This is a genomic window from Xenorhabdus sp. PB30.3 (assembly GCF_963895965.1).
In the GTDB taxonomy this organism is placed as follows: Bacteria; Pseudomonadota; Gammaproteobacteria; order Enterobacterales; family Enterobacteriaceae; genus Xenorhabdus; species Xenorhabdus stockiae.
The window spans coordinates 1-20,064 of record NZ_CAWQMW010000181.1; the positions used below are offsets into that span (position 1 = coordinate 1).

The 20,064-nt window shown below is 43.0% G+C and carries 18 protein-coding genes; 4 read left to right on the forward strand and 14 right to left on the reverse strand.

Annotated elements, in window-relative coordinates; all coding sequences use genetic code 11:
• Positions 1 to 55: 55 nt before the first annotated feature.
• On the reverse strand, positions 56 to 1,297 hold the full coding sequence (locus AACX38_RS18980; RefSeq protein WP_228865185.1) for an MFS transporter: 1,242 nt from the start codon (positions 1,295 to 1,297) through the stop codon (positions 56 to 58).
• Between the two features lie 352 nt (positions 1,298 to 1,649).
• Here AACX38_RS18980 and ushA point away from each other — a divergent pair, with 352 nt between their 5' ends.
• Positions 1,650 to 3,308, forward strand: coding sequence for a bifunctional UDP-sugar hydrolase/5'-nucleotidase UshA (ushA, locus tag AACX38_RS18985; RefSeq protein ID WP_304957221.1), 1,659 nt, complete (start codon positions 1,650 to 1,652; stop codon positions 3,306 to 3,308).
• Between the two features lie 116 nt (positions 3,309 to 3,424).
• Here the strand turns inward: ushA and AACX38_RS18990 are convergent, their stop codons facing one another.
• The 5 genes from AACX38_RS18990 to copA form a co-directional block, all read right to left on the reverse strand.
• Positions 3,425 to 3,943, reverse strand: a complete 519-nt coding sequence (locus AACX38_RS18990) for an acetyltransferase (protein ID WP_228865186.1) — start codon at positions 3,941 to 3,943, stop codon at positions 3,425 to 3,427.
• 11 nt (positions 3,944 to 3,954) lie between these two features.
• Complete coding sequence (locus AACX38_RS18995) at positions 3,955 to 4,122, reverse strand: hypothetical protein (RefSeq protein WP_193757214.1); 168 nt, start codon at positions 4,120 to 4,122, stop codon at positions 3,955 to 3,957.
• A 159-nt stretch (positions 4,123 to 4,281) separates the two neighbouring features.
• Positions 4,282 to 4,758, reverse strand: coding sequence for a Cys-tRNA(Pro)/Cys-tRNA(Cys) deacylase YbaK (gene ybaK, locus AACX38_RS19000; protein ID WP_099122238.1), 477 nt, complete (start codon positions 4,756 to 4,758; stop codon positions 4,282 to 4,284).
• A gap of 42 nt (positions 4,759 to 4,800) precedes the next feature.
• The gene (locus AACX38_RS19005; protein WP_228865187.1) at positions 4,801 to 5,610 is read right to left on the reverse strand and encodes a TraB/GumN family protein; all 810 of its coding nucleotides are present in this window, start codon (positions 5,608 to 5,610) and stop codon (positions 4,801 to 4,803) included.
• A 145-nt stretch (positions 5,611 to 5,755) separates the two neighbouring features.
• A complete protein-coding gene (copA, locus tag AACX38_RS19010; protein ID WP_228865188.1) occupies positions 5,756 to 8,515 on the reverse strand; it encodes a copper-exporting P-type ATPase CopA in 2,760 nt (919 codons plus the stop codon).
• A gap of 141 nt (positions 8,516 to 8,656) precedes the next feature.
• Here copA and cueR point away from each other — a divergent pair, with 141 nt between their 5' ends.
• On the forward strand, positions 8,657 to 9,061 hold the full coding sequence (gene cueR, locus AACX38_RS19015; protein WP_228865189.1) for a Cu(I)-responsive transcriptional regulator: 405 nt from the start codon (positions 8,657 to 8,659) through the stop codon (positions 9,059 to 9,061).
• A gap of 45 nt (positions 9,062 to 9,106) precedes the next feature.
• Here cueR and AACX38_RS19020 read toward each other — a convergent pair whose 3' ends face one another.
• From AACX38_RS19020 to tesA, 6 genes are all read right to left on the reverse strand, one after another.
• Positions 9,107 to 10,357 carry a patatin-like phospholipase family protein gene (locus AACX38_RS19020; RefSeq protein ID WP_228865190.1) on the reverse strand — a complete coding sequence of 417 codons (1,251 nt, stop codon included), beginning with the start codon at positions 10,355 to 10,357 and terminating at the stop codon, positions 9,107 to 9,109.
• 435 nt (positions 10,358 to 10,792) lie between these two features.
• The gene (locus AACX38_RS19025; RefSeq protein ID WP_099122243.1) at positions 10,793 to 11,242 is read right to left on the reverse strand and encodes an NfeD family protein; all 450 of its coding nucleotides are present in this window, start codon (positions 11,240 to 11,242) and stop codon (positions 10,793 to 10,795) included.
• Positions 11,243 to 11,244: 2 nt separating this feature from the next.
• Positions 11,245 to 12,174: an SPFH domain-containing protein gene (locus AACX38_RS19030; protein WP_099111347.1), complete on the reverse strand. Its 930-nt coding sequence runs from the start codon at positions 12,172 to 12,174 to the stop codon at positions 11,245 to 11,247.
• Positions 12,175 to 12,220: 46 nt separating this feature from the next.
• Positions 12,221 to 13,099, reverse strand: coding sequence for a co-chaperone YbbN (locus AACX38_RS19035; protein ID WP_304957222.1), 879 nt, complete (start codon positions 13,097 to 13,099; stop codon positions 12,221 to 12,223).
• A gap of 73 nt (positions 13,100 to 13,172) precedes the next feature.
• The gene (locus AACX38_RS19040; RefSeq protein WP_228865192.1) at positions 13,173 to 13,946 is read right to left on the reverse strand and encodes an SDR family oxidoreductase; all 774 of its coding nucleotides are present in this window, start codon (positions 13,944 to 13,946) and stop codon (positions 13,173 to 13,175) included.
• A 66-nt stretch (positions 13,947 to 14,012) separates the two neighbouring features.
• Entirely contained in the window at positions 14,013 to 14,645 is a 633-nt protein-coding gene (gene tesA / locus AACX38_RS19045) for a multifunctional acyl-CoA thioesterase I/protease I/lysophospholipase L1 (RefSeq protein ID WP_228865193.1), read from the reverse strand.
• Between tesA and ybbA the strand changes: the two genes are divergently transcribed.
• Both ybbA and ybbP read left to right on the forward strand, forming a co-directional pair.
• Positions 14,616 to 15,302, forward strand: coding sequence for a putative ABC transporter ATP-binding protein YbbA (gene ybbA, locus AACX38_RS19050; RefSeq protein WP_228857791.1), 687 nt, complete (start codon positions 14,616 to 14,618; stop codon positions 15,300 to 15,302). The two genes, tesA and ybbA, sit on opposite strands and share 30 nt — an antisense overlap.
• Positions 15,299 to 17,731, forward strand: coding sequence for a putative ABC transporter permease subunit YbbP (ybbP, locus tag AACX38_RS19055; protein ID WP_228865194.1), 2,433 nt, complete (start codon positions 15,299 to 15,301; stop codon positions 17,729 to 17,731). Before ybbA ends, ybbP begins: the two co-directional genes overlap by 4 nt.
• A gap of 103 nt (positions 17,732 to 17,834) precedes the next feature.
• Here ybbP and AACX38_RS19060 read toward each other — a convergent pair whose 3' ends face one another.
• Both AACX38_RS19060 and AACX38_RS19065 read right to left on the reverse strand, forming a co-directional pair.
• Complete coding sequence (locus tag AACX38_RS19060) at positions 17,835 to 19,100, reverse strand: MFS transporter (RefSeq protein WP_228865195.1); 1,266 nt, start codon at positions 19,098 to 19,100, stop codon at positions 17,835 to 17,837.
• Between the two features lie 564 nt (positions 19,101 to 19,664).
• Entirely contained in the window at positions 19,665 to 20,009 is a 345-nt protein-coding gene (locus AACX38_RS19065; RefSeq protein WP_228865196.1) for a hypothetical protein, read from the reverse strand.
• Between the last annotated feature and the right edge of the window lie 55 nt (positions 20,010 to 20,064).

Sequence of the window (20,064 nt, forward strand, 5' to 3'; positions counted from 1 at the left end):
TATTATTTACTCATGTTTACAAAGAGAAATGATGATAAATAATGAATATTTTTTATTATTTAATGCTGATTTTATTATGTTTATTTCCTATATTTGGTAAGAATAGAGTGAAAATGCCAAGAAGTGGTAAAAAAGCACAGATTTTATAAACTAATTCTATACTGGTTTTATCTGCTATATATCCGAGAGCGGCTGCTCCGACACCCCCCATACCGAATGCTAATCCAAAGAATAATCCTGCTATCATCCCCGTGTTGCCGGGAAGTAGTTCCTGTGCATAGACGAGAATGGCGGAAAATGCAGATGCCAGTATCAGGCCGATAATAACGGTGAGTATGCCTGTCCAGAATAGTGATGCATAAGGTAAGAGAAGAGTGAAGGGAGCAACACCCAGAATCGAACCCCAGATGACATACTTACGGCCGATTTTATCTCCGATAGGGCCACCAATCAGAGTGCCTGCGGCGACAGCAAACAAAAAGACGAAAAGATGAATCTGTGCATTTTGAACAGAGACACCAAATTTTTGGATCAGATAAAAAGTATAGTAGCTGCTGATGCTGGTCAGATAGAAATACTTTGAAAAGATCAGTATTAGTAAAATGATGAATGAACGGACAATGATTTTTCTGGGAAAAACGGGCTCAAAGTTTGTATTGGAGGCGTGGCGTGAAGTCGTACGATACTGCATTTTGTACCATTGACTGACTTGTAACAGAATGATGATAGCCAGCAGAGCTGCCAGAGAAAACCACCCTATATTTCCCTTACCGTAAGGCGCGATGAAAATAGCGGCTAACAGTGGGCCAAGTGAACTTCCCAGATTTCCGCCTACCTGAAATAAAGATTGTGCTAACCCAAGACGCCCACCCGAAGCCATTCGGGCAACTCTGGATGATTCTGGGTGAAAAACCGATGAACCTGTACCGACCAGTGCTGCTGCCAGCAGTATCATAGGAAAACTTTCGGCATAAGCCAGCAAAAGCAATCCGGAAAGGGTAAAACCCATCCCAATGGGTAGCGAATAAGGCTGAGGGTGTTTATCTGTATATAAGCCAATGAGGGGCTGTAATAAAGACGCTGTGACCTGATATGTCAGAGTTATCATTCCAATCTGTATAAAACTGAGAGTAAATTCAGATTGTAATAGTGGATAAATCGCCAGAATCAGCGATTGGATCATATCGTTCAAAAGATGAGACAGGCTAATTGCGCCAAGAATAGAAAAAACCGTTTTCTGTGTTCTTTTTTGTGAGCCTGATTGTGGAATTGTACTATTTTGCTTATTTATGTTCATTTCTTCACCAATGTCACCTGTGTTGTATGGTGCTGAACGGTTATTTAATTGTTACACCTTAATGCATATTCACTTTCCAATAAAACCTTTGCTCATCTTGGTATAATTTGATGCCTATCGCAAAAAAATGGAACAACACTCTATTTAATAGCTTATTTATGTAATCTTGATCGAAAAAATACGGCATTAAGTGCTGTTCCGCTAGTCTGTTCTGTTGTTGAACATATGCCTGTGCCGGCCATATTTCTTGTCATAAAAAAGTAATATTTCTTTGAAATGAGGCAGGTTTTAACGTCATTGAAAAACAATAACAGTCATGCAGTCAATTTATTTAGGAGCATGGAGATATCCGATGAAATTTTCATTTAAAGCGTCAGTATGTACCCTTGTTGTTTCTCTGGCTTTGTCACCGATGGTGGCTTCGGCCTGGGAAAAAGATAAAACGTACGATATTACGATATTGCATACCAATGATCATCATGGTCACTTTTGGCAGAATGATCATGGAGAGTACGGATTGGCTGCTCAGAAAACGGTAGTCGATTCTATACGACAGGAAGTTGCTAAAAAAGGTGGCAGCCTATTACTGCTATCGGGTGGAGACATCAATACGGGTGTACCTGAATCGGATATGCAGGATGCCGAGCCGGATTTTAAAGGCATGAATCTGGTGGGTTATGATGCGATGACACTGGGAAATCATGAATTTGATAAGCCTTTGAATGTACTTTATCAACAGGAGAAATGGGCTAACTTCCCATTCCTGTCAGCGAATATTTACCAGACCAGTACCAATAAGCGTTTATTTAAGCCCTATGTGATATTTGATAAGCAAGGGGTAAAAATTGCAGTTATTGGCTTAACCACTGACGATACCGCGAAAATAGGGAATCCGGCTAATTTCCCTGATGTGGAATTCCGTGTACCCGCGAAAGAAGCGAAAAAAGTCATTGATGAACTGAAGAAGAATGAAAAACCGGATGTCATTATTGCTGCAACGCATATGGGGCACTATGACGATGGTCATCACGGTACGAATGCTCCCGGAGATGTGGAAATGGCGCGTAGTTTACCTGCTGGCTATTTAGATATGATTGTGGGGGGGCATTCACAAGATCCGGTCTGTATGTCTGCGGAAAATAAAAACTATAAACAGGTGGATTATGTACCGGGAACGCCTTGTTCTCCGGATCGTCAAAATGGAACGTGGATTGTTCAGGCCCATGAATGGGGCAAATATGTTGGGCGGGCAGATTTTCAATTTCGTAATGGTGAATTTAAGTTAATGCACTATCAGTTAATTCCTATCAATTTAAATAAAAGAGTCACACAAGAGGATGGGAGTACTGAGAGAGTTTATTACACTCAACAAATTCCCCAGAACGCAGAAATGCTGAAATTGTTGACGCCTTATCAGGATAAAGGCAATCAGAAACTGAGTGTCAAAATTGGGTCAGTTGACGACAAATTAGAAGGTGACCGTAGTAAGGTTCGTTTTATACAGACCAATATGGCTCATCTTGTGCTGGCAGCTCAGATGGAACGGGCCAATGCTGATTTTGCTGTGATGAGTGGTGGCGGTATCCGTGATTCTATTGAAGCAGGGGATATTACGTATAAAGATGTATTAAAAGTTCATCCATTCGGTAATCAGCTAATTTATGTTGACTTCAAAGGCAGTGAAGTTCTGCCTTATCTGACCGCTGCTGCTAATATGGAAGCGGATTCAGGTGCTTATGGTCAGTTCTATAATGTCAGTTTTGTGAAAGAGGGTAAGAGCATCAGCGACGTAAAAATTGCTGGGAAGCCTTTAGATCTGAATAAAACTTATCGTATGGCAACATTGAATTTCAACGCTATCGGTGGTGACGGTTATCCACGAATTGATAATTTGCCGGGATACGTAAATACCGGTTTTGTCGATGCGGAAGTATTGAAAGGGTATATTGAAAAACACTCTCCACTGAAAGCCGCTGACTATGATCCTAAAGGCGAAATAGTTTTCAAATGATGATAAGTAAAATCTGATTTTTGACAAAAAAGACCATCTTTAAAATAGATGGTCTTTTATTTACCATTTGGAATGGTAATAAATAATCTGAAGTAGGTATGATTGAAAGCAAATAGTTAATTGTTTAATATCATGGTTATTAGCGTGTTTTTCTCTCCTTCTTTTTTGTTTGGTATTATTTTAAATCCGTGACTTTGGTATAATTTAATGATTTTATTTTTATTTTTGCATTCTAGGATAATTGTTCGTCCTCCTATTAGATATTGCGCTTTTTCGATAATAATTTCTATTGGAATTAAGATGTCCTTAAATTTTATTGGGTTTCCTTGTAAGGAGAAATTTTTAGCTATCTGTCCAATTAAATAAACTTTCAGTGATGTGGCACGATTACTGATCCCATCAAGTTTCTTTATTTTTGATTTTGAAAGAATAAAGTCATGTATTGGTAGTTCTTTAAAGGTCAGAGAAAAGTAAGCCAAAATTATTCCAGTCATATCTAAAACCAAGTAGGTTCTTGTTGCATCAACTTTTTCAAATCTAATAGCTCTTGAATGTAAAAATGATTCTACATCTTGGTTTGATGGACAGGAAAATGAATGCAAATATTCCATTGTTTTATCAGTACCAAGTGTCATTAATACCTTGCTTAAAGCGAGAATTTTCGTTTTAATATTTCTATCGCCTCATTTTGTTGTGCTTCTATATCTATATGGTCATATTTGTTTCTTCTTGGTTTCTTATTGGCCTTTTTTAACATCTTAATTGCCTTGGGATCAGTAATCACAATTTGCCGGAAAATTGACGAGGTAGCCATTTTATCTCCTTTTATTTAAATATATTAAGTTACTTAAAATAGTAAATAATATTATTTTTGCTATAAGGAAAGTATATCGATATTAGAAAATTGAACAAGACTCTGTTTTTGGGAAAACAGAGCCGGCTCGAAAAATTTAGAAGTAATTACAATTGATTTTCAAATTCTGGCGATATCAGCAAATGAACCACTTAGTAGTTGGCATAAATCAGTAGGGGCCAGTTCAATATCCAGTCCTCGCTTGCCGCCGGAAATAAACAGAGTAGATAAAGCTTCGGCCTGGCTATCAATAACAGTAGGGAGACGTTTCTTCTGGCCTAATGGACTGATTCCTCCTACCAGATAGCCCGTAATCTTTTGTGCCAGTTGAGGGTCTGCCATATCGGCTTTTTTTGCTTTAAATGCCTTGGCGACTTTTTTCAAATCCAGTTGCCCTGCAACCGGGGTAACAGCGACAACAAGATTTTTAGGATCACCATTTAATGAAACCAAAAGGGTTTTAAAAACTTTTGTTGCATCTAAACCCAGTTTTCTGACTACTTCATCACCAAAATTATGTTCATTGGCATCGTGTTCGTAAGGATGAATCTTAAAATTAATTTTTTGTTTTTCCAGAAGAATTATGGCGGGGGTCATATGTTATGTCCTATATAAGCTCTCAATTATTTGAAATGTTTTTTATTCTTGTTGCTGCAACAACTGTAGCAAATTGTTTTCACCATGAAGGTGTAATGCACCGACCGCCACGACATATTTTCCTGCAGGTAAGGTACGCAATTGCATACTCCATTGGGAGTTACGTTCAGTCATCAGGGTTTGGTAAATAGCGTCGCAGAAAGTTTGTGGCAATACCGGGTTTTTCTGGTCTGATTTGTAATTCATCCACCAGCCAATCATAGTTTGTAAAGCTCGGGCGTTAGTATGCCAGTGAGCAAGAGTATCTTCTAATAGAGAAAGGCCACCATTGGGTAACTCGGTAAGCAAATTGATCTGCTTATCTGTTCCTTCCAGCTCGATGATATCTTTATCAATGGCTTTTGCGCTGTTCAGTAATTGGTAATCAATCCCATATTGAGGACTCATTCCCAAGTATTTAGCCTGAGCAGCCTGAAGGATCAGGGCAACTTGCCAGGAAGGCAGCCGATCCAGCAATTCTATCGGCTGATGGATCTCATGGCAGTATTGCTGTAGAAACGAAAAGTGTTCAGATGATAAACGTTGTGACAGTCCGGCCTGCTCGGGCGGTATTTGCTGAAATGGCGACCCTGACTGTGTAATATCTGCTTCAACAATTAAAGCATTGCATTGTTCCAGTTGTTCCAGCAATACTTCAGAAAGTGGATACATATTTTCTGTACCCATATGGATACTGCCAACAATATGTAATTGTTTGTTCTCAGGCAGAGTTACATCATAAGCAGGATAGGGGTAATTTCGTTGGGAATTTAGTCCTAATACATTACTGAGATAGGTCATAAGTTTTCCCATTTCACAACTCCGTTAATGGACGTAAATTGATATGCTAATGTATTAAAGGTTAACAGGAAAGTGTGAAAAAGTGCGAAATCCATAGGGTATGTATGATAAGTAGAAAGCTAAACTTCCTTGTTTAGCTTTCCGAAGCTTAGATCAGTTAATCTTTCGTTTTAAAACGTAATAATCGGTTAGCGTTACTGACTACGGTAATAGAAGAGAGAGCCATGGCGGCACTGGCAATCACCGGATTTAATAATGTACCGGTGAAAGGGTAGAGGATACCGGCTGCAATCGGGATCCCCAGCGTATTATAGATAAATGCCCCGAACAGGTTCTGTTTCATATTACGTAATGTCCCTTTAGATAATTCAGCGGCATCGGCAACTCCATGCAGGCTGTGGCGCATCAGGGTAATTGATGCTGTTTCAATAGCAATATCACTGCCGCTTCCCATCGCAATACCTACATCGGCTTGTGCTAATGCCGGAGCATCATTAATTCCGTCACCAATCATCGCTACTTTTCTGCCCTCAGATTGCAAGGCCTGAATAGTTGCCGCTTTACCATCAGGCAAGACACCAGCAATAACCTGATCAATGCCAGCTTCTTTGGCTATAGCATTAGCCGTTGCCGGATGATCTCCCGTCAGCATCACTAAATGATACCCCTGCTTATGCAGACGTTGCAGGGCTGAGATTGTATCCTGACGCAGTGGATCACGTATTGAAAACAGGGCTGCTATTTTACCGTCAACAGCCAGAAGAACAGGGGTAATACCTTTTTCCGCCTGTTGTACTACTTGCTGTTGTAATGTGCTTGTTTCAACCTGATTCTGTTCAAGTAGGTTCAGATTACCTAACAGCAGTGTCGTGTTACCGATATTGCCGCTAATCCCTGTGCCTGCCAGAGTGCGAAACTGCGTGACGTCAGTTAATTGTTTACTCTCTATTTTTCTGTCTTCAGCTTTCAGGAGAATTGCTTTTGCTAAAGGATGGTTTGAACCGCTTTCCAGCGCACCTGCCCACAGTAATACCTGTTCTTCCGTGTAGCCGTTGAAAGTATGAATTTCCGTAACCTGTGGCATGCCTTCTGTCAGGGTTCCGGTTTTGTCAAAAACAAGGGTATCGAGTTGACTGGCCTGTTGCAGGGCATCAGCATCGCGTATTAATACTCCTAATTCAGCAGCCCTTCCGACGCCTGAAATAATAGACATTGGTGTTGCCAGACCAAGCGCACAAGGGCAGGCAATAATCAGTACCGTTGTGATAATGACCAGTGCGTACATGATTTGCGGAGCCGGGCCGGCAAAATACCAGATAGCACCGGCAACCAATGCAATAACGACGACGACAGGGACAAATATTGAGGATATTTTATCCACCAGTTGGCCGATTTCCGGTTTACTGCTTTGTGCCTGACGAACAAGATTGATAATTCTGGCTAAAGTGGTTTGGCTGCCTACGGCTGAAGCTTTGAACAGTACCGTTCCATCCTGAACGACTGTCCCGGCATGAACTGTATCACCGAGTGTTTTTTGCTGCGGAATAGCTTCTCCCGTCAGCATCGCTTCATCCAGCCAGACTGTGCCCTGAATGATCTCTCCATCAACAGGAACCCTATCACCCGTTACCAGCCGTAATGTCATATCGGGTTCAACATCAGCCAGCGGTAATGATATTTCGCCTTCTGATGTGATGACTCGGGCTGTTGGAGGCGTTAAATCCAACAGTCGCTCAAGTGCTTGTGAAGAACGCTGACGTGCTCGCTGTTCTAAGGCATGACCAAGATTAATTAAGCCGATAATGATAGCGCTGGCTTCATAATAAATATGGCGCGCCTGAGGTGGAAAAATATCCGGCCATAAGTTGACGCTGATGGAATATAGCCATGCAGCCCCTGTTCCCAGTGCAACTAATGTATCCATTGTCGCGCTGCCGTTTTTCAGGCTTTGCCAGGCGTTGCGATAAAAATGCCCGCCAGCAAATACCATAACGGCAAGAGTCACCAGACCAATGCTCAGCCAGATGGTATGATTTTCCGGTGTGAGCATCATATTGTCGCCTATCATGCCCCAGATCATAACCGGAACCCCGACAATCAGAGCGAGGGCTGATTGCCAGCGGAAACGGAGCATATTGGCTTGTGCAATCTGTTGCTGTCGTTCCCGGCGTTCAGTTTCATCCAGAATGATTTCAGCTCCATAACCGGCTTTGATAACCGCATCGACCAAAGCCTCGGAGGAGGCGGAACCGGTGATTAGAGCACTTCTTTCCGCCAGATTGACTCTGGCATTTTTAACACCCTCAACAGATTGCAGGGCTTTTTGTACTTTACTGACGCAACTTGCGCAGCTCATGCCATCCAGCAGAAGCTGAATGCTGTCGTCGCTGTTATGAGAAGCACCAGAGCCAGTTTTTTTATCAGATTTTGTGATAGGAATAGAAGTGGAATCTGTTGCCGCTAGCAAAAATTCTGGTTCAGGTGTTGTCAGCGGCTCATTTTTTGGGAGATGCGAACTCATGACTGATTCAGCATGATAGCCTGCTTGTTTTACTGCGCTAATTAAGGCATTTTCTTCAGCCTTGCCGTAAATTCTGGCTGTTTGCTTATCGACTTCAGCAGCAACGACACCTTCCACTGATTCCAGGGCTTTCTGGGTTTTGCCGACACACTTCATACAGCTTAATCCGGAAAGCTGTAACTCAACATCATGGCGATCTGCGATTGAAGCCTGATAACCAGCATCACGGATAGCCGCTATCAAGGCATCAGGTGTTACGTTACTGATAACTTTAGTGTATTCAGGGGTGACCTCAGCCTGTTCAACTCCGGGTAGATGCTCCAACGCTTTTTTGACCCTGCTGACACAGTGCATACAGGTTAAGCCCTGAAGTGCAAGAATGGTTGTTGTAGACATAATAAAATCTCCTGAAACAGAGTGATATACGCCGCGATGCAACTCGAAATCCATTGGGTATATACTTACTATTATTATTGGGGATAGCTCGTTATCTGTTTAGGCTAAACCTTCCTGCAAGGGGAAGGTCAAGGGGGAATAATGAATATCAGTGAAATTGCCCAGAAAACGGGCTTAACCAGCAAAGCTATCAGGTTCTATGAAGAAAAAGATTTGATTACAGCGCCGGGGCGGGAAGAGAATGGCTACCGTTTTTATCAGCAGAAGCATATTGATGAATTAATCCTTTTACGGCAGGCGAGGGAGGTGGGGTTTACTCTGGAAGAGTGCCGGGAATTATTACGGTTATTTCACAACCCTAATCGTCATAGTATGGATGTGAAGGCTACAACATTGCAAAAAGTGGCTGAAATAGAAAAAACGATTGCAGAATTACAGAATATCAGGAAAAAGTTATTAACACTGGCGGCTGAATGTCCGGGAGATGATGGCGCTGAATGCCCCATCATTGAACAACTATCTGGTACTTGTGCAAAACATGGTTGATGATATCAGCTTAATTGTCAGGGGCCTGTGTATAGTGAAAATATTTTATATCCAGAGTCGCTTAACCTGATTGCATATGCGCTCCCAGTCAGGTGTTTGCAAATATTTATCCACTTCAGCTTCAAGGGTTTCGATATCTTGCCAATTGTCTATATCGAACGGTTTGCTGAGCGTAAAATTTGCGCGTAAATAGTTTTTTCCAAGAATTTTTTCAGCCTGAAATTCTGCCATCTTAGCTGTCGTTTCAAATATGAGCATCAACAGAGCCGCTGGTGGTACCTCATCTTTGTTCCCCCACCGCAGAGGCCACAACCACCAATTTACTCCCCAGCTTAACGGTGCATAGTTGTCGAAATTGATCGAAGTCACTCCGTTAGACATATCTCCGGTACCTACGGATAGCATGCGGATGTCAGTTGGGCCAGAAACTCCCTTCAGGGATAATGCTTCGGTAAGTGCTGTCATGGACGGATTATTGGCAAAAACTCCACCATCTACGAAATAGCCAAAATCCGTGCTATTTAGCTGAATACGATATGGCTGGAAGAACGTTGGAGCCGCAGATGTCGCCATTGCTGCATCAACCATGGAGATATTACGAAAGGGATTTTCTGGCAGGTTGGAAAAAGTACACGGTAGCCAGGATTGATTGTTTTCGTTCCAAAGCTGGGCTGCATTAATCGCTATAAAATGTTCTGAGCTGGATAGTTGTGCATCAGAAAAAAATTCCTGTAGAATTTTTCTCAGGCCATAGTTGTAATATCTTGTGCCCATAGCACCGGGTCTTCCAAGAGGTTCATCATTTTGAGCGGAAACCCCTCTAGTTCTGCTTATATTTTGCAATGATATTTCATTCGAGACAAAATGCTGAATACCATCATTTCTGTAGCGGTCAATCATTTTCGAAAGAGTGATATCTTGTGGCATACCTTGTGATGATATTCCTTCTGTGGATATCCCGGTAAACCTACTGGTTTTTTTAGTAATTTGAAATTGTTTATCTAAATCCTGGATGAGTTTGGTGACCTGCGAATCACAAATTCCAGGCCTGTATTTATTCTGTAATAAACTATGGACTATGAAAATATTAGCTCCCTCCTTTTTGTATAAATCAACCATTTTTGAGATAGGGACACCGTGTGCCATGCCCAGAGCTAATAAGCCTCCTGTGGATGTTCCGGCAAATCCATTGGTTCTTTTAATAATCTGAAATTTCTTATCGAGATCTTCAATAAGTCTGGCTGTTAGCAAACCACGAATTCCGCCGCCATCGCAGCAAATGATTTTAAAAGTCATGATTAAATCCCTATTCGTTTTTCTCAGAACTGGGTATTCGATTAATTTTAACTTTCGCTACATTGAAATATTTTTATCTTGACTATTCGTTCGAAGTGGAGCTGTCATTTCTGCTGTTCTTTTCAGAAGAAAAGTACATCCTGTCAGAGCTTAGGTGTGCTTGTTTGCTAGGGTTATGTGGTATTGATAAGTTTTGATATAACGATAAATGAATGATAATTCAGTTACCTGTAACATATTGTAAACGGAAATTACTAAACTCTAATCAATGGCCGTTTTCAACATTTTCCACCGGATTCATCGTTTGGTTTCATTAAAGGTTAAATATGGCTGGCATGGCCAGCCTGTATTAGGAGTGTCGTTGATGAATGGTTAACTGCATTAACTGACAACAAGGGTTTAATATTTTCTGTGTCGGTTTGTTGCCACCCCGTATTATATCGGCTTAACCTTTAGTGTTATCCCGTCGACGGCGATGATTTCAACTTCTGTATTGGCAGTGAGTTCATGGTCACAGTGAATGCGCCAGCTACCATCAGCCAGTTTGATTCGTCCATAGCCATTTTCAGTATCTGTCGTTAAGCGGGCGTGCTGCCCGATTAATTGCTGATTTTTCTGATTGAGCCTCTCATCACTACTCTTTTGCGGGTGGCGGCGCAACCAGGCCCGCCACGCGATAGCAGAGAGTAATGTTAATAAGGCAAACAGTATACCTTGTAGCTCCCAGCTCATTGAGGGAAAAATCCATGTGATCAGGGCGACAATGACAGCTGCAATCCCTGTCCACAGCAAATATCCCCCCGTACCCAGCAATTCAGCAATTAACAGTAATCCACCAAAACAGAGCCAGAACCAGACCGGTTGAGTGGCTATCTGTTCAATCATAGTTAGTTATCCTGTCTATCCTTCTTACTTTCGTTAATCAGTTCAGCAATACCTCCGATAGCACCCATCAGATTGCTGGCATCCAGCGGCATCATAATGACTTTGCTATTATCTGCTGCACCGATACTGGTAAGAGCATCCGTATATTTCTGGGCGACGAAGTAGTTAATCGCCTGCATATTGCCGTCAGCAATCGCGTCAGAAACCATTTTTGTTGCTCTTGCTTCAGCTTCTGCGGCACGTTCACGGGCTTCTGCCTGTAAGAATGCTGACTGGCGTTCACCTTCTGCTTTCAGGATCTGAGACTGTTTTTCCCCTTCGGCTTTCAGAATAGCGGCCTGACGAACCCCTTCAGCTTCCAGAATATCTGCACGTTTGGTACGTTCAGCTTTCATCTGGGCATTCATTGCAGAGATCAATTCCTTCGGTGGACGCACATCACGGATCTCGATACGGGTAATTTTCACCCCCCACGGGTTAGTCGCTTCATCGACGATGGTCAGCAGGCGGCTGTTAATTAAATCGCGCTGTGACAGCATTTCGTCCAGTTCCATTGAACCCAGAACAGTACGGAAGTTAGTCATAGTCAGGTTGATAATAGACAGCTCAAGGTTACTGACTTCATAGGCAGCACGCACCGGATCGACAACCTGAATAAAGCAGACGGCATCAATAGTGACATTGGCGTTATCGCGGGAAATCACCTCTTGCGATGGAATATCCAGTACCTGTTCCATCATATTGATTCTACGACCCACGCGATCAATAAACGGAACCAGAATATGCAACCCCGGCGTTAAGGTGCGTGTATAGCGGCCGAAACGTTCTACGGTCCACTGATATCCTTGTGGAACGGTTTTAACACAGGTAAAGACGATAACGACTGCAATAATAATCAGAATGGGCACAGCCCCGAGAGAAAGTAAATCCATAACAATTCCTTTATTAGTTAATCATGGAATACATAAATGTGCTTAATCAATAGAGTAAAGAGTATACATGACGACGATATTTGGATGCCAGTGCATCTCCGGTACCGAGCGCGGTGATAATATCCATTAGTGTTTTTTTCACTTCACCATTGCCAGCAGAGAGATCTTTTTTCAGAAAACCGAACAATAATTCAAGCGCTTCTTCATTACGTCCGACTTCATGTAATTTAGACGCCAATTGAAGCGCAAGTTCCGCATTTTCCGGCTGAGACGCCATTTCCAGCAAAAGCTGCCTGATTTCAGGAGAATCCGCTGCTTGTTTGTGTGATTCAATGGTAGCGAGTAAATCATGATAACGTTGGTCTTGTTCTTCTGATGGAATAGTTTCCAGTACTTTTTGCGCTTCTTCCAGATGATTGAATGAAATATGAACTTCAGCCAAAAATAAGCTAAGTTCCATATCCTGCGGATCTTCCTGATGAGCTTCTTTCAGTAAAGACAGCGCTTCCTGATTTTTTCCTTCAACAAGTAATTCACTTGCCTGTTCCAGCGGGGACTTTCCTGAAAGTGGCAGAATTTGGGCAAACATCTTTCTGATGTTTTCGTCGGTTTGTACCCCTTCAAAGCCGTGGAAAGGGCGGGCTTCACGCACAAAAAGTACGGTTGGTACAGTCCGCACACCGAATTGTGCCGAGATATGGCCCAGTTGGTCACAATCAACTTTAGCCAGAATAAATTGACCGGCATATTCATGGGCGAGTTTATCGAGGGTGGACTCTAATTCATGACAATGCAGATCCTGAGGGGACCAGAAATAGAATACAACAAGTGTGGTTAGAGACTGTTGAACAACCTGAGCGATATTTGCTTCATTAATGCGAACAATCTGAGCAGTGTTGCTGTTAGTATTCATTGTTGGTTCCATGGGTTCTCTCTCGTTATAAGGGCATTCATTAAAGTATACATAGGGCTGGCTTGCCGGTTTTTCAATCTTATGGCTAATGCGAAGATACGATTTTATCGATTAATCTTGCTGGCAGCAGGCGACGCAGAACAGTAACAGCATGAGATATTAGCGTCACAGGATAGCGTAACTTAGGGTTAGGGCTTTCCAGTGCATGAATTAATTTTTCCACAACATCTTCAGGCGTCATCGTTAAACGGCGAGCCATTGCCGAGTTTTCGACGGGGTTATCAATCTCGGTCTGAGCAACATTTTCTGTGAAACGCGTTTTAATCGGCCCCGGCTGTATCAGACTGACTTTTATTCCACTTCCTGCTAATTCCATTCTCAGGGCATCAGACCAGGCTTCAAGCGCATATTTACTGGCAGAATAAGCACCACGTCCCGGCGTGGAAATTAACCCCAATACAGAGCTGGTCTGGATGATCCGCCCTTCACCATTCGCGCGAATTGCGGGTAGAAGCAGACATGTCAGCTGATGGGTACCAAAGAAGTTGGTGGAAAATTGTTTTTCCATCTGTTCACGGGAAATACTTGCCAACGGGCCATAAACGCCAAAACCACCATTATTGAATAATCCGAACAAACGACCATTTGTTAACTTAATAACTTGCTCAGCAGCTTTCTTAACACTTTCCTGATCATCTAAATCCAGTTCGATGGGTTCTAAACCTAATTCGCGCATATGTGCTAAATCAGCAGGTTTACGGCAAGCAGCCAAAACACGATAGCCACGTTGATGAAGTGTTTTGGCTGCGGCTAATCCGATACCACTGGAACATCCCGTAATAAGAATGGCTTTTTGCATAACTTTACCTGTCAATTTACAACAATTTACTGGCATAAATGATTTACTATTAATAAGTGAACATTTTTACTTATGGGTAATATATGCCGATAGTTTTCTGGACATCCAATCTGCAATAAAAGGTTGTGCGGCCTGATTGGGGTGCAACCCGTCATCTTGCATCCATTCTGGTTTGATAGCAACTTGCTCCATAAAAAAGGGCAATAAAGGGATATCATTATTTTTTGATAAAGCAGGGTAAATTCCGGCAAAAGATTCGGTGTAACGTTTCCCATAATTGGGCGGAATGCGGATTTGCATTAAGAGCGGCTGAGCTTTGCTCTGTTTGACTAATGAAATGACTTTTTGCAGATCCTGTTCTATTTGCCGAACGGGAAAACCACGCAGTCCATCGTTAGCCCCGAGTTCTATTAAAACCCATTTGGGTTTGTGTTGTTTCAGTAATTCAGGCAGGCGTTCAAAACCTTGTGCTGCGGTATTCGCGCTGATACTACCATTAATGATATTCACTTTATTACCGGATTGATGCCACTGGTTTGCCATAAGAACAGGCCACGACTGCTCAACCGGCAGGCGATAACCAGCACTGAGGCTGTCTCCTAATATCAGCAGAGTATCAGCTGCCATTGCTCTGGCGCTGCATAGCATTAACAATAAAAGGAAAAATACATGGCTGTAGAGTGTGCTCTTGAAGTTCATAATCTCATTAAATATGTTGGTGAAGGGGAACAGGTAATTAATATATTGCAAGGTGTTGAGCTGCTTGTCGAGCCAGCGCAGACAATTGCATTAATTGGTGAATCAGGTTCAGGGAAATCGACCCTTTTGGGTATTATTGCTGGTTTGGATGACGGTAGCTCAGGTGAAGTTCATTTGCTGGGGCAGAATATCAGCCGTATGAATGAGGAACAGCGGGCACAGCTACGGGCAGAAAATATCGGTTTTGTTTTCCAGTCGTTTATGTTGATCCCCACTTTGAATGCACTGGAGAATGTCCAGCTTCCCGCACTTCTGCGCGGAGAATCTGAAAGTCAGAGCCGCCAGCAGGCTATCGAATTACTGGAGCAACTGGGTTTGGGCAAACGCCTGAAACACATGCCAGCCCAGCTTTCAGGTGGGGAGCAGCAGCGAGTTGCATTAGCCAGAGCGTTCAGTACCCGCCCTAAAATTTTGTTCGCAGATGAACCGACAGGCAATCTTGATCGTCAGACCGGTGAACGTATTGCGGATCTCCTGTTTTCACTCAACCATGATTATGCGACCACACTGATTTTGGTCACTCACGATAGCCAGCTTGCTGCCCGCTGCCAGCGGCGCTTACGTCTGGCAGACGGAAAATTACAGGAGGAAGCATGATCTGGCGCTGGTTCTGGCGTGAGTGGCGTACTCCATCTCTGTTGATTGTCTGGTTATCGCTGACGCTGGCTGTGGCTTGTGTCTTGGCGCTGGGGCGTATTGGTGATCGTATTGATCAGAGTGTTCATTATCAGAGCCGCGATTTTCTGGCCGGCGATCTGGTATTACGGGCATCATATCCTGTTGATCCATCCTGGCTGCAACTGGCACAGAAAAAGGGGCTGACACTCAGCCGCCAGATCTCATTTTCAACGATGACTTATGCGGGAGACGTTCCACAACTAACGGATGTAAAAGCCGCCGATCAACATTATCCGTTGTATGGTGAACTGGAAACCAGCCCTCCGGGACTGAAGCCGGAAAAAGGTTCGGTACTGGTTGCCCCGCGTTTGCTGGCGTTATTACATATCAAAGTGGGAGATAGCCTTGAAATTGGTGATACCACACTGAAGATCAGTGGAGAACTTTTGCAGGAGCCGGATAGTGGTTTCAATCCGTTCCAGCTCTCTCCCCGGATCTTAATCAATATCGATGATGCGCAAGCGACGGGTGCTATTCAGCCGGGAAGCCGTCTGACATATCGTTACATGTTTGCTGGTTCACCAGATGCGATTCAGTCATTCCAACAATTAATTGACCCTGAATTAAAAGCAGATCAACGCTGGTTAACATTGAAACAGGATAATGGCGCGCTGGCAAAATCCATCGAACGAGCCCAGCAATTCCTGTTGTTATCAGCCTTGCTGACATTATTGCTGGCTGTCGCTGCCGTCGCGGTTTCTATGACGCATTATTGCCGCAGTCGCCATAATCTGGTTGCGATACTGAAAACTCTGGGAGCCGGGCGTTGGGCACTACGCAAATGGATCATCGGGCAGTGGCTGGTGATATTACTCGCGGCAACTGTTGTTGGTTCCGTATTGGGGCTGGTTTTTGAAGCAGCCCTGATCCGGGTACTGGCTGCGATGTTGCCTAAAATGTTGCCGGAAGCAGGGATGTGGCCGTGGGTATGGGCGATTGGCGCTCTGTTCAGTATTGCTCTGCTGGTGGGAATTCGTCCTTACCGCCAGTTGATGGCAACTCAGCCCTCCAGAGTATTGAGAAGTGGTGTTTCTGCCAGTATCTGGCCACTACGCTATTACTTGCCTGTAGTCACTCTGCTTATTGCAGGAGGATTAATACTGTTGGCAGGGACTGAACCACTATTATGGTCATTACTGGCGGGGGTCCCTGTTGTAGCACTTTTATTAGGTGGGTTAGGCTGGAGTGGTCTGTGGTTACTGCGCCGTATCACATTTCGTCAGCTAAGCCTGCGTCTGGCTGTGAGCAGGCTGTTATGCCGACCATTCCAGACAATGACTCAGCTGGCCGCGTTTTCACTCTCTTTCATGCTACTGGCATTGCTGGTAATGGTGAGAGGAGATTTACTGAACCAGTGGCAGCAACAGTTACCGCCGGATAGCCCGAATTATTTCCTGATCAATATGACTCAACCACAACTCACACCAGTGGATGAGCTGTTGGCACAATATGACGTAAAGCCAACGGAATTTTATCCGGTGGTACTGGCGCGTCTGACAGAAATTAATGGGCAGTCTGCGGTTGAATGGGCTGACAAAGTACATCCTAAGAGTACGACGGTACGGCGTGAACTTAACTTAACATGGAAAAAAGAATTACCGCCGTTCAATACCCTTGTCGAAGGAAACTGGCCGCCGCAATCAAAGGAAGTGTCCCTTGAGCAGGGAGTTGCGGATCGGTTGCAGATTAAAATCGGCGATAAACTGACTTTCACTGGTGACACCAGAACTTTTGACGTCACAGTCAGCAGTATTCGCAAAGTAGACTGGGAAAGCCTGCATCCGAACTTTTTCTTTATTTTTGATAAAGAAACACTGGCGCAGCAGCCTCAGACATGGCTGACCAGCTTCCACTATGTCGGAAACGGGAAATTACTGACAGAAATTAATCGTCATTTCCCGACAATCAGCATGCTGGATATTGGTTCTATGGTTAAGCAGATTCAAGGTATCTTGCAGCAGGTTAGCCGGGCACTGGAAATCATGGTTGTGCTGGTAATGATATGTGGTGGGTTACTCTTATTGGCACAAATTCAGGTCGGTATGAGCCAGAGGCAGCTTGAGCTGGTGGTTTATCGCACACTGGGAGCCAGTAAGAAACTATTGCGGCGTACATTATGGAGTGAATTCGCCTTGCTTGGTTTTATGGCTGGTCTGGCGGCGGCATTTGGGGCTGAAATCGCCCTTTGGCTGTTACAGACTAAAGTTTTTGAGTTTCCGTGGCAGCCACAGTGGCTGATGTGGATCCTGTTGCCGGTTATCAGCAGTCTGTTACTTTCACTTTGTGGGGGTTGGCTGGGAGTGCGGCTGTTGCGCAGGCCGGCGCAATACCGGCGCCTACCGGAATAAACAAAACGTTTCTGTTCTATTCACTTTTAACACATTACCGATAATGGGAAGCTTTGGCTTCCCATGCTTCAGAACAATAAATTTCCGGGCGATGCAGGCAATCCTATTCAGTTTTAACTGAAGCGTCTCTTATTTTATGGCTGGGTGGTTTCATCACCATTGTTACGGTTAACACAGCAAAAACAGGGAAAGCAATGATGAGGAAAGCCCAGGTAAAACTACCGGAATAATCTTTAATAGCTCCAGCGAAGAAAGGAGCCAAACAAGCCAATGTAGAAATTAGATTCATGATCGAGAATAGTTCCAGATAAGGCTTACGACCAAAATAATTGGCGAGCAATACACTGGAAGCGAGAAAAGTCATGCCGTATCCCATACCGACGAACAGCGTAAATGCAATCAGGAATGGCCATGAAGAGGCAATACTCAGCGCGATTAAGCCAAGAATAATAATAGTCAGGCTACCAAGCAGTAATTTTTTCGGTTCAAGCCATTCCCCGACAGCACCTCCGGCCAGTCTTGAGAATGCATTGATAAAAGCCATGGAGCTTAGTAATCCTGCGGCAATGGCTTCATTGAAACCATTTTCAATAATATGGGCTACAGCGAAACTATTAACCGTAATACCACACCACAAAAATGCCGTGTAGGTGGCCGCAATAACATAAAACTGCCATGTCCGTAGTGCCTGATGGGCTGTCCAGAACTGTTGGGTGCGATATATACTGGATGAGTTTTCCCTATTATTTTTTTGGCTAACTGCTTTAGCGTGGGCAATTTCCTTTTCCCCTTCCCGAAGGGTGAAAATAGTCACGATAACAAAAACAGTGAGCACTATGGCGGAGATCATCCAGTGCATTCGCCAAGTTCCCCAGACCCGGGTTGCCAGAAAATAGATCCACGGGCCAATCACGCCGCCCAGCCCGCCAATTGTAAAATAGAACCCGAAAGCGAGAGACTGTTTTTCATATAATCGTGAAATAACATAGGTGCCGGGTACAGTGGCCAGAAAGGTAAAACCGACACCAATTAAAGCCGTTCCAATGAAATATGATGCAATGGCATGGGTATGATAGAGGTTGTAGAAGCCAGCCAGAAAAATCAGTAACCCAATAAAGAGTGTGAACCGAACACCGACCCTGCGAATAAACACGGTTGGCAGGAAACTGGACAGCCCGCAGGTCAGGCCAAGCAGTGTGAACCCTAAACCGGCATCAGTCCAGCTCCAGCCCAGTTCATTAATCATGCTGGGAAGGACAACACCCAATGACGTAAAGGTTGTTGCTGTGGATAGAAAATAGACCATGCCTAAAAGTATCAGCAAAAACCACTGATAAGTACGCCCGAATTTGTCGTATTGAGTGGACATTATGACCCCATCAAGGATATGAACCGTTAAAAACAGCACTATTTTAAGTGGTTATCAGGAAAAACTGTATCGAATAAACACACCATAGCTCAATTGGTTAGTACGAAAATAAGATGTATCTTTGATTTTGTATTTATTTTTGACCGGGTTGAGGAAAAAAAGCCTATAGATGACTGGCCTGATATCCTAGTTGTTTTCCAAGTGATAATGCAATTTTGGTTGAAAGTTAAACACTTTTGAAGTAAAGACTGGTATCAATTGATGGAGAATTGACGGAATTAACGAATTACACTTAACTTTTTTCATTATCTTATGGAAAATTACATAATTTTCGCTGTCATCAATTAAATTAACGTTACAATCAAAAAAGTGCTAGTGTTAAAACCAGCACTTTTATAAGGAGAAATGAATGGAAGAGGAGATATAGTATTTTTATTATTTAAAATCTGATTTTTATTTCATGGAAGAATTAGTATTTCCTACCATCATTACATAATAGATAATATATTAACCTGTGATTTATTGCAGAATAATCTAGCTACGTCGTCATCATGATTTTGGGTTCTATTTGTTTTCTGGATCATTATTATCCTCTAAAGTTAGAGTGGATACGTTCAGATCTGTGCATGTTACGGTAATTTTATTAAAATTAAATTTTGCTAATATAAGGAGATCAGAGATATTTTTTCCTCTAGGTGTATTAATTCCTACTTCTTTTGATAGACTCATAATAGAATCTGGATAATTACTTAAGGTAAATGTGGGGTATTCATCATTAGCGTTGTAAATAATTTTACCAACATATCCAGTATAGGTTCCATTCTTGCCATCAGGACATCCAGCATAAGCTGAACTAATTGACCAAGTTATTAAAAAAACAATAATCATGAGTGGATTTGTGTATTTCATGATGTTACCTCTATCTTTTGTACTTAAATATTATGCAATTTAAATTAATTAGGTT

What these genes read in the sequence shown, in the direction of transcription:
- AACX38_RS18980 (WP_228865185.1), bottom strand. Translation starts at nt 1,297, where the DNA reads ATGAACATAAATAAGCAAAATAGTACAATTCCACAATCAGGCTCACAA.
- ushA (WP_304957221.1), top strand. Translation starts at nt 1,650, where the DNA reads ATGAAATTTTCATTTAAAGCGTCAGTATGTACCCTTGTTGTTTCTCTG.
- AACX38_RS18990 (WP_228865186.1), bottom strand. Translation starts at nt 3,943, where the DNA reads ATGACACTTGGTACTGATAAAACAATGGAATATTTGCATTCATTTTCC.
- AACX38_RS18995 (WP_193757214.1), bottom strand. Translation starts at nt 4,122, where the DNA reads ATGGCTACCTCGTCAATTTTCCGGCAAATTGTGATTACTGATCCCAAG.
- ybaK (WP_099122238.1), bottom strand. Translation starts at nt 4,758, where the DNA reads ATGACCCCCGCCATAATTCTTCTGGAAAAACAAAAAATTAATTTTAAG.
- AACX38_RS19005 (WP_228865187.1), bottom strand. Translation starts at nt 5,610, where the DNA reads ATGGGAAAACTTATGACCTATCTCAGTAATGTATTAGGACTAAATTCC.
- copA (WP_228865188.1), bottom strand. Translation starts at nt 8,515, where the DNA reads ATGTCTACAACAACCATTCTTGCACTTCAGGGCTTAACCTGTATGCAC.
- cueR (WP_228865189.1), top strand. Translation starts at nt 8,657, where the DNA reads ATGAATATCAGTGAAATTGCCCAGAAAACGGGCTTAACCAGCAAAGCT.
- AACX38_RS19020 (WP_228865190.1), bottom strand. Translation starts at nt 10,357, where the DNA reads ATGACTTTTAAAATCATTTGCTGCGATGGCGGCGGAATTCGTGGTTTG.
- AACX38_RS19025 (WP_099122243.1), bottom strand. Translation starts at nt 11,242, where the DNA reads ATGATTGAACAGATAGCCACTCAACCGGTCTGGTTCTGGCTCTGTTTT.
- AACX38_RS19030 (WP_099111347.1), bottom strand. Translation starts at nt 12,174, where the DNA reads ATGGATTTACTTTCTCTCGGGGCTGTGCCCATTCTGATTATTATTGCA.
- AACX38_RS19035 (WP_304957222.1), bottom strand. Translation starts at nt 13,099, where the DNA reads ATGGAACCAACAATGAATACTAACAGCAACACTGCTCAGATTGTTCGC.
- AACX38_RS19040 (WP_228865192.1), bottom strand. Translation starts at nt 13,946, where the DNA reads ATGCAAAAAGCCATTCTTATTACGGGATGTTCCAGTGGTATCGGATTA.
- ybbA (WP_228857791.1), top strand. Translation starts at nt 14,616, where the DNA reads ATGGCTGTAGAGTGTGCTCTTGAAGTTCATAATCTCATTAAATATGTT.
- tesA (WP_228865193.1), bottom strand. Translation starts at nt 14,645, where the DNA reads ATGAACTTCAAGAGCACACTCTACAGCCATGTATTTTTCCTTTTATTG.
- ybbP (WP_228865194.1), top strand. Translation starts at nt 15,299, where the DNA reads ATGATCTGGCGCTGGTTCTGGCGTGAGTGGCGTACTCCATCTCTGTTG.
- AACX38_RS19060 (WP_228865195.1), bottom strand. Translation starts at nt 19,100, where the DNA reads ATGTCCACTCAATACGACAAATTCGGGCGTACTTATCAGTGGTTTTTG.
- AACX38_RS19065 (WP_228865196.1), bottom strand. Translation starts at nt 20,009, where the DNA reads ATGAAATACACAAATCCACTCATGATTATTGTTTTTTTAATAACTTGG.